Genomic DNA, 9,939 nt, shown 5'->3' on the forward strand with positions numbered 1-9,939 from the left:
GCAACTGCTCGCATCCGGTCTTCGTAGGAATACATGAACTACCTCCCTGATAGTCCAAGTTTTCGTCCGCACCCCCACCGGGTCACTTCTCAGCGACAATCAACAAGGACACTCGCTTGGCCGAATAGCCACCATTGGCGTTGAAGCGGGTCCGTTCTGCCGTGGCCATACAGCTGCTTCAGGTGCAGGCCAATATTGCAGATACATCGCAGGAACGTCGTGAACAGATAAGCGTTTGTTAACTTCGAAACGTCAAGCACATGTATCCACTTGGCACGTTCCAGGAATCCATCATTGTTCATGTCGATCAGACGATTGAGCAGCATGGTGAATGAGCTTTGGTGCGCACCTGCAAAAGCCCAGCCTTCAAGGTCGTAGCCCTTCACCGCATCGTACCACGCTTTGCTTTCGTGCTCGTTTCGGCCTTGAATGACATTAAGTAAGTTCGTCGCTCCTAGCGTTCTATGGTTTTTGAAATACTTCTGATTGATGAGAGATTGTTGTAGGCTGCCGATGTAAGCAGACTCATATTGAACCGAGACACCCGCTTGCCCTCATTTCCGAGAACAGTAGCTGGCTGATTGAAAAGCCCCCTGCCCTTGCCTTTTGTGTCAGCGATCGCAGATAACCGCCGGGCGAGTTAATGGTTGCCAGTTTCTGCAAAATCCAGGCAATTGCTGTCGATGCGGTTTCCGCCCCCATGAAACTGACTGCTTCCTGATAGGCTGACCGACTAATCCCAAGGAAACCCGAGACAATTCGTGAGGCATCGTGAAGCTCTCGCCATGTGCTGATGCCGTTTGCGCCATACTCGCGAATATCGGGACATGTCCGAAGTACCTGATCGAGAGAAAGGGAAGCAGAATCCGGAACAGACGGATTGCTTTCCAAGCAGACTGGTGCTGTCGGTTCCGAACAAGGCTCTTTCAAATCAATCTTTTTACCGTTTTGAGATTCAAAAAGGGATTCTGGCAGGGATTCAATATGCTGCCGCTCAATTTGAGCGACGCTGCCGCTCATTTCCGGAACAATCTCTATATTTTTCAAAGCAATAGCCAATTCATCGCGAAGGGCTTCAAGATTGGTTTTGATCGTTGCCAGTTCGTTGAGCGATGCCCGGCGTGGAATGGCATCCACCACTTCGCGAAAGCGCATGAACAGCGTGTCAAGATTTTCGCAAAGACGGCCGGATGCATCACTGTTTTCTGAAAAAGCAGATGCAATGTCGCGACGAATGACAGAGACCTCATCGCGAAGCCGCTTCAGGGCTTTCTGATCTGAGAGAACTTTCTCGGCGAGAGCAGCAATTTCTGAGGCACGCTCGAGCAATGGGGCGAAGGAAAAGCCAAAAGCAAGCTCAACGGCCCCTTCCCTGTCCTTATGCGCATAGCGTTTACGGGTTGGGCTATCCTTACGTGCGATGATCCCGGCTTCGACCAGAGAAGCCAGATGGCGACGCAGTGTTGATTCCGGCATGCCATGGGCACGCAATGAAAGCTGACGGTTGGACGGGAAAACGACGAGACTGGTTTTCTCATTCAAGTCATCTTCCGGGAGAAAAGACAAAAGCGAGCTAAGCACGGCAAGGCATCGATCATTGAGACCGAAAGCTGACTTTGCCACACAGAGCTGTTTATAAATCACCCATCTGCTTACTCCCCTGCCCTGCAGCTTTTTGTGCAGATCAGAATTTTGGGCAAACATCTGCTTTCGCCCACGAAGCGTGGACGTGACAGTTTCCAGAATTTGCATTCCCTCTCACCTTTCTAAAGGCAAAAGAAATCCACCCGCCAAAATGACGCCAATGACTCTTGACACTGATTCATGGAAATGCGATTCTAAGTTTGCTAGAACTTTGAGAGAGGCTTCCACGACGGTAATGTTTGGGGGGCCTTTTTCTTTTGCGTTAAGACTCCTTGTTGCGTTGATTAACGCTCTTATACTCTTCATACAGGCGTGTCATATTATCGGATATCCATTCACCGAAAGCCTTTCCTTCGGCTTCGGAGAATTCAACTGCATATGCCTTTGACTTTGATTTAGACACCACTCGTAATAAAGAGTCATCGGAGCGCCAGCCTTGAAGTGTCGCGCCGGACGACACCTTATTTGCCTGCTTGAGCAGTGCAAAGATTGTGTCAAAGCGTTCAGTGCTGTTTAGTTTCTGGAAGGCATCAGAATTAAGAACGGTCTCCAGTGAGTACGGTTTTTCGGCCAGCATCGTAGCCATCAAATCCCATTTTGGTCGTCCAATACCGGGAGCTGCACCAATAGCCTGTATAAATTCTTCTGGTAACTTTCGAGCCAGTGCAATCATTTCTGATAGAACGCCCCTGGATGAAGTGCCAAACGTCGCCATGATCACTGCTCTGGTCGTCCCACGGTCTTCCAAGCGTCGAGCGAATAGTGCCTTCTCAATAAAAGATAAATCTTTGCGTTCAAGGTTTTCGTTACCTTGCGCTATGATTAACTCATCGTCAGACATATCTCGGATGAATGCTTTGACTTTCAGGCCAAGTTGTTTGAGGGCAGCAATGCGCCGATGGCCGTATGCAGTCTGGTAACGATCAGGCTGTTCAGGATTTGGCCGGACGAGTACCGGAACGACTTGCCCGTTTTCTTGGATGCTATTTAACAGAGCATCAAAATCTGCGCCTAAATAATCATCAAGGCGATCTTTGACAAAGGACGCATCAATTAGATGGGTATCAAGCTCTACAATGGCCTGACCATCTGCGAGAGCTCTCCGGAGTTCGTCCGCTTCATGAGATAGGCCGGTGATCGCATCATTCATGCTTTGTAATGCGCCCGAAGACACCTGTGGTCGCCTTGGTGTGTTCTCAGCTGAGAACTGGTGGTTAGATGTTATCGGTGTTAAAAAATCTCGTAAAGCATCACGGCGCTTATTCATTTTCTACCCCACGCGTCTCTAACGAGTTCTTCCAGTTCATGATTGACAGCGTCAAGAGCTTCGATCGCGCGATCATACGTTTGTCGATGAAAATTCTCTCTACCAACTTCGTAAAGGGTTTGCTTCGTGATTCCTGCATCTGATATTGCTGCAGATTTTACCATTGAATTAGTCAGCACCCTATCTCCGAACAAACCTTTAAGAAGGCCCGCGATCTGTGACTGTGAGCTATCATTTGGTTCGTACCGTGTGAGCACATAACGAAACCAGTCATAGTTAGCATTGCCCCCGGCCCTTTCGACGACATCAAAAAGGCCGGCGGTCATGTGGAGGAACTGGCTCATAGATGCTACATCCAGCATTTGAGGATGGATTGTAACAAGTACAGACGTCGCTGCGCAGAGCGCTGAGAGAGTCAGATAGCCGAGCGATGGTGGGCAATCGAGAACCACGATGTCATAGTCGTCTTCTACGCTTTTCAGCGCTGTCGCCACTCGCGTGAAAAATAATTTATCAGTTGATCGCGATGATGATGTTAAAGCACGGGGCGTTTCGTGCTCGAATTCCTGCAATTCCAGATTGCCGGGCACGATATCAAGCCCGCTGAAATAAGTGGCCCTGATGATGCTTTTGAGTGGACGTTGGGCTTCGTCGTACCGAATTGCACCGTAAAGTGTTTCGTTCGGATCAAGGTCAAACTCCGGCTGTATTCCAAACAAAGCAGAGAGTGAAGCCTGAGGATCAAGGTCAGCGGCGAGAACGCGGTAACCACGAAGCGCAAAATACTGGGCCAAGTGCGCTGCTGTTGTTGTTTTGCCCGAGCCGCCCTTAAAGTTCGTAACTGCAACTACCTGAAGCCTATCATCTTTCTGCCGACGCTGATCATAGGTCTTTTTATTCTTGCTGAGGTGATTCCGAATAGCGTGAATCTGGTCCAGGGAGTAGAGGCGCCTTCCGGCAGAGTTCTTTTCAGCTTCGCCTATAACTCCTTCGTTCACCAGTGTGCGTAGATAAACATCACTGATTCCAATCAGCTTTGCTGCTTCGCGTGGAGCAAATTTCCGTAATTCTTTCTGCGCTGTTGGCGGAAAGGCACGGGCACGGAGATTCTGAAGCTGAGCGCTTAACGTGTCGGCATCAGCTTCAATAAGCCGGGTTAGCGATCTATTGGTGGCTTGCGTGAAATTAGTGGCATTGGCGCTTTGGATCATTAACATCGCTCAACAAGGATATTATAAGGATTGAGCGTCAGGATGACGGCAATGATGTGAGTCGTCAACAACTTTAAAGTTAACGATAGGTTAATGCCATTGTGGCTGAAATTAAAGGAGCCGGCCGCGAAATTCAATTAATGGCTATTGATCCGTGGGAGATGGTGTCGAGTCAGGTGGGCCGGGCCAAGTATATGCAATATGGTGTTCTCAGTTGAGAACAAAAGCAGGATGATTAAGCTGGTTCATAGGTGAGGCTAACCGAACTGGTCGCAACTCGACACGCTGATGCATAGTCGGGGGCCAGTCACCCGCTGCTTAATGAAGAGGAGCGCAGTTTTTGCTTCTTCTTCCGCCGACTTTATCTACTGCCTCAGTAGGTTTTAAGCCTGTGGCGCATGCTGATCTTGGATGATTAACCGCATCAAAAGCTTTTTGCTGTAATGATGAGCGATGATTTCGAGCAGAGTGCGAAAAAGATTTACGACCGTCTTTTTGCTCCTGGTAATGTCGGTGCAATTCAGTGCCGCATCAGCCAGCGCGATGGATTCTTCCGATATTCGCAGTTCCTGCTGGGCGTCTGGAAGCCGGTCGGAAGATGTGGTTGCGACAGCTCAAGATGGGGAGCGATGGTCTTGCAGCGGCCGAAAGTTCTCTATCGATGCCGAGCGCGTGCTGCTTCGCTTCGATATTACTCCCGACCGCATCCCTCCCCGGTATATACTCTCAAGGCGGAGCGCTCTTGAGGCGGTACATCTGCTCGTAATCAATCGAGATGGCGTGGTCAGGCAATCTTCCGTTCCCGCCGCCGACTTGCTTAGTTCAATGGCTGGCGGCTACTTCAAGGTTTCCCTGCCGGACGTGACCCGCGAGACCCAGCATGTGGTCGTCGCATTTGATATGCCCAGCCACCGGATGACCCTCGAGAGGGCATATCTTGCTCCGACAGACCCAGTTGGCGGCATGAGTAGTCCGCGATTCCTCCTGATTCTGGCGGGGCTTGTGGGCATGCTCGTCATGCCCTTGATCTTTAATGCAGCGTTCTACCGGGCTCTGCATGAACCATTCGTTCTTTGGCACTCGGCGCTTACATTCTCGCTACTGATGACCATTCTGGTTTCATCCGGTCTGTCGGTCGTGCTTTTCGACCCCCCTGCTATGACACTAAGCTGGATGACGACCTTGATCTTCGGGATGACGGTCGCATCCGCTGCGATGTTCACTCACAGCTTTATCGAGCCCGGGTTGATGCATCCGCTTCTGCGACGCCTGCTCCCTTATTGCGCGATATGGGCGATGTTTTTGAGCACGTTTCATGCGGCGCTCCCCTTTGTTGCACGCTTCATACAGGCGACCGCATACACGGCAGCGTTCACGCCGGTCCTTGTTGTCTTCATATTGTCAATGATCGATGCATTGCGTCGCGGAAGCCGCGCGGCGCGGTTTCAAGCTATTGGCTACACGCCAATCGTCCTGGTTGGATTGATCCGTCTGGTGTCGGGGGTGGTCCCCGGTTTGCACAGCATCGACGCCATGCTCCTGTTCTACCTCGGTTGCATGTGTGAAGTCCTTTTTACGACTCTTGGCGTGGCGGACCGTTTCGTGATCATGAAGCGCGAGCGAGATCGCGCCCGCACCGAAGCGGAGTTACTTGAACGATTGTCCGAAACAGACGCATTGACGGGTTTGCTCAATCGAAGGGCTATTGAACGGCAGTTCGAGCAGCTTCGCAGTGAAGGCTTCGCCGCACTTGCTGTCATTGACATCGACCATTTTAAGGCGATCAATGACTTAAAAGGGCATGGGGTTGGAGATGAGGTGCTCAAGGCTATTGCCAGTGCGCTCCAAGTCGGCCCGAGCGTTCGCGCATATCGCCTTGGTGGTGAAGAGTTCGTGCTTCTCTTGCGCGGCGCCGACGCTGGTGTCCAGGCCGAGCTTCGGCGTCAGGCGATTCCAGCAGTTGTCGCCCACAGAGTTTCAGGTCTCGAGCGACCGGTAACTGCCAGTATGGGAGTGACCGATCTTGTTGGCAATGAAAGTTTCGCGACATTTTATGAACGCGCTGACAAGCTGCTTTACGAAGCCAAGAGCGCGGGGCGGAATCGGACCTGCAGCGTAATCCAGACGACGCCGACGTTAAACGTTCTGCGGGGCGAAGGAACGATGGCCGCGTAGAACATCTCCTTCGGCCAAACCGGAATTCTCTTCACTTAAAACAGCCGTGACGCCCGTCCGCTACGTCTTTTGACATTGTTGTAATAGTCCGACGCCTGCCGGACAGAGCGATGGTGTGATTGTTCCATGCTTCGGGCAGGGGAATGCCCCGATTGGCGGCTTCGGTGAGATAGCCGGAGCGCAGGCCGTGCGCGGAGAATTCCGCCGGGTCAAGCCCTGCCATTTGCGCGCGCCGCTTGACGATGGCGTTGACGGCATTGGGTTCGAGCGCACGTGCCGCAACATTGCCCCAGCGATCGATCTTGCGAAACACGCTGTCCTTGACGATCCTGGCTGCTTCCAGCCAGCGGGTGAGGGCGTCGACAGGGCGATCGGTCAGATAGATGATTTCCTCCTGTTTATTGTCACTGGCTTTCGATCCCTCGGGATGGAAGGGGAGGGAGTGTTATGCTGGCGTTGATCTTGCGTTAGTACCAAATATTGGTGCAATGGCGCAAAGGAGTAGATACATGTCACGGAACACATCAGTTACCCTTGGTGATCACTTTGCCAGCTTCATCGATTCTCAGGTGAGGGGAGGGCGCTATGGCTCGGCCAGTGATGTCGTGCGTGCAGGCTTGCGTCTTCTGGAGGAGCATGAAACGCGTGTTAAGTCTTTGCAGGAGGCGCTGATCGCAGGTGAAGCGTCTGGTCAGCCGAAGCTGTTGGAGCGCGCGAGCTTCCTGCATAGAATGAAGACAAAGCATGCGCTTTGACGGTTATCAGCTTACACCGCTGGCAGAGGCTGATCTCGAAGAGATCTGGGTTTACACCTTGAACGAATGGTCGTTGGAGCAGGCAAACAGTTATATTAATAATGTGATTGATGCTTTTGAAGGGTTAAGGGATGGCAGCAAGCGTGATCGGCCGACAGACATTCGCTCTGGCTATCTCAAATATGCCGTTGGATCCCATGTCATCTATTTTTGGGAGGATGCGAACTCACTCATTGTTGTGCGTATTCTGCATGGACGTATGGACGTCGGGCGGTACCTGTAACCGTCTGTTCTACCGCATTATCGACAGCCCGTAGGATGGACGGTTGTCCGCCATCGTGATTGAAGGCGATTGCTTGGGAAGAATGATCCGTCAGGTTGCTGGCAAAAAATGAGACCAAAGCGTTGGGCTTCATCCGGGAGGTAGCGAACGGACGAAGGCTGCCATTTGCGTCCGTCACTCGCCGGCCGCTCTCCATTTGATCGAGCTGGGCGGCAGGTGCACGAAGCGACAATTAGGGGACGGTGATCACAACCAAAATAGGCGATGATAGGTCTATTCTGTCGGGAAACCGCCAGTTTGTTCTGATGAATAGTCAAGAATGGCTAATCGCTTGTATTCTCGACAAGGAGATGCTCCCCGACTTTCGCTTAAAGCGCATGAAAACACGTTTTGGCTCTTGTAGCCCGGGCAGATATCTAAAAAAGTATCGCTGTGGCTTGGGAAATATCCCGCACCAGTCGATAGAAAAACTCGATCGCGACTTTCAAAGCCAATCTTAGTATTGTAATGGTTGTCCTGCTACTCGATACTAATTCCGACGATTGATTACTGGGGAGGTGATTGATGGGGGTTGAAGATGGCCTCGGACATGCAAGTCCATCCTGGTTTACTGCTCCGGGTGATACGGACATGCTGGCGTGGGTGGCTTTGACGCTGATATGCCTCGCTCTCTATGGGATTGTGACGCTTTATGCAGTGTTTGATCGCTGGGCCGAGCACAGGTCGAAAGGCACCCCCCTGGCTAAGACAATCCCAACATTGTTGACGATTGCCCTACTCTACGAGATCTTTCCGCTTGAGCATTTCCACGTTTTCCTTCCGTTAACGGCGATCCTTCTTGCCTTGTTGGCGGACTGGTCGCGCTTCCATTTGCCCAGTGTTCAAGAAGTAGCGTCTGAAGCCACTGCTTCGCCGGCGGTAGTCTCCCCGGAATTGATTGGTCCTCCCACACCAGAGGGCCCCCAGAATGCTTGAGCTTCTTTTTACTTCTTTTCCGGTCATTATCCGGTACTACCAATTAAGACGTCGTGGCGAATCCATGACGGTATGGAACATGCGGACCGCGGTGTTCTTGTGGGCCGTCCTTGCCTTTTTCCTTTTTGTCGTGATCTTCTACTTCCATCCCAAGTCATACTCTGGCCTGGTACCCTTCCGTACCGCGTCAATCGTGGCGCAAACCAGTGGTCCCGTAACCGAAATCGCCGTACGAAACTGGCAGAGGGTTTCCGCCGGTGACTTACTCTTCCGGATTGAAAATAGCGCCCAGAAAGCGGCGCTGAAGCAAGCCGAAGCTGAGCTCGACCGAATTGCCGCCGCAGAATCGAAAGCAATTGACGCCTTGAAGGTTGCGCAGGCAAGTGTGGTCGAGTCGGGCGCATCGCTCGAAAAGCTAAGAGGTGATCTCAAGAACGCGCAGGCCTTGTTCGCTAGGAACGCGGGCACGAAGGATACTGTGCGCATAGCAGAATCGGCTTTCCAGATTGGCGAAGCAGATCTAGCGGCGGCACAGGCCCAGCTGAGCCTGGCACAATTGGAAATCTCTCAATCGCTTCCCGCGCAACGCAAAGTTACCGAGACGGCAGTCGAAAGTGCCAGGGTCGCGCTAAGCATGACTGAGGTTCGCTCGTTCACCGACGGTGTCGTAACCCAATTATCCTTGAGCGTAGGAAGTCCCGCGTCAACTCTCATATTGAGTCCAGCGATGGTGATCATTCCCGACCGTCCCGACGATCTGCCGCTCAGGATTACAGCGGGCTTTTCGCAAGTGACGCGCTCGACAATCTATGAGGGGATGCCCGCAGAAATCGCGTGTGACAGCAATATCGGTTTGTCCTTCAGCAACACAGTTCTGCCTGCACGGGTCGCTCACATCCAGCCAGCGATCTCAACAGGTCAGATCGTGCCGGGAGGAAGACTGGTTGAACTTAATGCGCGAGCGCCACGCGGATCGCTGCTTGTTTACCTTGAGCTCGAGCATGAAGAACAAGAGAAGATCATGCTCGACGGCACCGGTTGCCTTGTTCAAACCTATACCAACAATCTTGGTGGATTTACAGGACACCTCATTGCGGCTACAGGCGTTATAAAGGCTGTTGGCCTGCGCCTGAAGGTATGGGGCGCTCTGATTGCTGGAATTGGACTTGCAGGAAATGGTGGTCACTAGAAAGGCCTTCAGGATAGTTGTTTACTTGGGAAATCCCATGACCTGCACAATCGGTTTGTTCGATATCGTCTTGTCGGCGTTTGGGATCGATTGCTGGAAGCCCGCCAGACCGATAACAACCTAACTTCTGACATCTGCAAATCAATCTTGCTATGGTGCTTCGGGTCTCAAAGCAGCCGTGATGCCCGTCCGCTTCGCCGTTTGGCGTTGTTGTAATAGTCTGACGCCTGTTGCACGGAGCGATGGCGGGATTGTTCCATGGCTTCGGGGAGGGGAATGCCACGATTGGCGGCTTCGGTGAGGTAGCCGGAGCGCAGACCATGGGCAGAAAATTCCGCCGGGTCGAGGCCAGCCATTTGCGCGCGCCGCTTGACGATGGCGTTGACGGCACTGGGTTCCAGTGCCCGCGTGGAAACATTGCCCCAGCGATCGATCTTGCG

At 52.2% G+C, this 9,939-nt stretch carries 10 protein-coding genes and 2 pseudogenes; 5 read left to right on the plus strand and 7 right to left on the minus strand.

Annotated elements, in window-relative coordinates; all coding sequences use genetic code 11:
• Window positions 1-89 precede the first annotated feature (89 nt).
• The 4 genes from DKP76_RS18615 to repA all read right to left on the minus strand — a co-directional run bounded on the left by DKP76_RS18615 (window position 90) and on the right by repA (window position 4,122).
• The gene (locus DKP76_RS18615) at window positions 90-386 is read right to left on the minus strand and encodes a hypothetical protein (RefSeq protein WP_109708143.1); all 297 of its coding nucleotides are present in this window, start codon (window positions 384-386) and stop codon (window positions 90-92) included.
• A gap of 139 nt (window positions 387-525) precedes the next feature.
• A complete protein-coding gene (gene repC / locus DKP76_RS18620; RefSeq protein WP_109708144.1) occupies window positions 526-1,752 on the minus strand; it encodes a plasmid replication protein RepC in 1,227 nt (408 codons plus the stop codon).
• A 154-nt stretch (window positions 1,753-1,906) separates the two neighbouring features.
• Window positions 1,907-2,911 carry a plasmid partitioning protein RepB gene (repB, locus tag DKP76_RS18625; protein ID WP_109708145.1) on the minus strand — a complete coding sequence of 335 codons (1,005 nt, stop codon included), beginning with the start codon at window positions 2,909-2,911 and terminating at the stop codon, window positions 1,907-1,909.
• Window positions 2,908-4,122, minus strand: coding sequence for a plasmid partitioning protein RepA (gene repA, locus DKP76_RS18630; protein ID WP_425349421.1), 1,215 nt, complete (start codon window positions 4,120-4,122; stop codon window positions 2,908-2,910). Before repA ends, repB begins: the two co-directional genes overlap by 4 nt.
• Window positions 4,123-4,575: 453 nt before the next feature.
• On the opposite strand from repA, the gene DKP76_RS18635 reads away from it, so the two are divergent.
• Entirely contained in the window at window positions 4,576-6,297 is a 1,722-nt protein-coding gene (locus DKP76_RS18635; RefSeq protein ID WP_245410296.1) for a sensor domain-containing diguanylate cyclase, read from the plus strand.
• A 35-nt stretch (window positions 6,298-6,332) separates the two neighbouring features.
• On the opposite strand, the pseudogene DKP76_RS18640 reads toward DKP76_RS18635, so the two are convergent.
• A pseudogene (locus DKP76_RS18640) lies at window positions 6,333-6,688 on the minus strand (tyrosine-type recombinase/integrase); the annotation flags it as partial.
• 118 nt (window positions 6,689-6,806) lie between these two features.
• Between DKP76_RS18640 and DKP76_RS18645 the strand changes: the two are divergent.
• Window positions 6,807-7,052 (plus strand): type II toxin-antitoxin system ParD family antitoxin, encoded by a 246-nt coding sequence (locus DKP76_RS18645; protein WP_109708147.1) that lies wholly within the window; start codon window positions 6,807-6,809, stop codon window positions 7,050-7,052.
• Window positions 7,042-7,335 carry a type II toxin-antitoxin system RelE/ParE family toxin gene (locus DKP76_RS18650; protein WP_109708148.1) on the plus strand — a complete coding sequence of 98 codons (294 nt, stop codon included), beginning with the start codon at window positions 7,042-7,044 and terminating at the stop codon, window positions 7,333-7,335. The genes DKP76_RS18645 and DKP76_RS18650 overlap by 11 nt, the downstream gene beginning before the upstream one ends.
• A 107-nt stretch (window positions 7,336-7,442) precedes the next feature.
• Here DKP76_RS18650 and DKP76_RS19715 read toward each other — a convergent pair.
• Window positions 7,443-7,567, minus strand: a pseudogene (locus DKP76_RS19715) (recombinase family protein); the annotation flags it as partial.
• A 332-nt stretch (window positions 7,568-7,899) separates the two neighbouring features.
• On the opposite strand from DKP76_RS19715, the gene DKP76_RS18660 reads away from it, so the two are divergent.
• Together DKP76_RS18660 and DKP76_RS18665 are read left to right on the plus strand one after the other, a co-directional pair.
• A complete protein-coding gene (locus DKP76_RS18660; RefSeq protein ID WP_199224864.1) occupies window positions 7,900-8,310 on the plus strand; it encodes a hypothetical protein in 411 nt (136 codons plus the stop codon).
• A complete protein-coding gene (locus DKP76_RS18665) occupies window positions 8,303-9,499 on the plus strand; it encodes an HlyD family secretion protein (RefSeq protein ID WP_109708149.1) in 1,197 nt (398 codons plus the stop codon). Before DKP76_RS18660 ends, DKP76_RS18665 begins: the two co-directional genes overlap by 8 nt.
• A gap of 167 nt (window positions 9,500-9,666) precedes the next feature.
• Here DKP76_RS18665 and DKP76_RS18670 read toward each other — a convergent pair.
• Window positions 9,667-9,939, minus strand: a 273-nt coding sequence (locus DKP76_RS18670; RefSeq protein WP_146198958.1) for a tyrosine-type recombinase/integrase, incomplete at its 5' end; no start/stop codon positions are given.

Origin of the sequence: Falsochrobactrum shanghaiense (assembly GCF_003149535.1) — a bacterium.
GTDB classification, from domain to species: Bacteria; Pseudomonadota; Alphaproteobacteria; order Rhizobiales; family Rhizobiaceae; genus Brucella; species Brucella shanghaiense.

Excerpts from the sequence above, each read along its gene's own strand:
- repC (WP_109708144.1), bottom strand. The coding sequence starts at position 1,752 with ATGCAAATTCTGGAAACTGTCACGTCCACGCTTCGTGGGCGAAAGCAG.
- repB (WP_109708145.1), bottom strand. The coding sequence starts at position 2,911 with ATGAATAAGCGCCGTGATGCTTTACGAGATTTTTTAACACCGATAACA.
- repA (WP_425349421.1), bottom strand. The coding sequence starts at position 4,122 with ATGATCCAAAGCGCCAATGCCACTAATTTCACGCAAGCCACCAATAGA.
- DKP76_RS18635 (WP_245410296.1), top strand. The coding sequence starts at position 4,576 with ATGATTTCGAGCAGAGTGCGAAAAAGATTTACGACCGTCTTTTTGCTC.
- DKP76_RS18645 (WP_109708147.1), top strand. The coding sequence starts at position 6,807 with ATGTCACGGAACACATCAGTTACCCTTGGTGATCACTTTGCCAGCTTC.
- DKP76_RS18650 (WP_109708148.1), top strand. The coding sequence starts at position 7,042 with ATGCGCTTTGACGGTTATCAGCTTACACCGCTGGCAGAGGCTGATCTC.
- DKP76_RS18660 (WP_199224864.1), top strand. The coding sequence starts at position 7,900 with ATGGGGGTTGAAGATGGCCTCGGACATGCAAGTCCATCCTGGTTTACT.
- DKP76_RS18665 (WP_109708149.1), top strand. The coding sequence starts at position 8,303 with ATGCTTGAGCTTCTTTTTACTTCTTTTCCGGTCATTATCCGGTACTAC.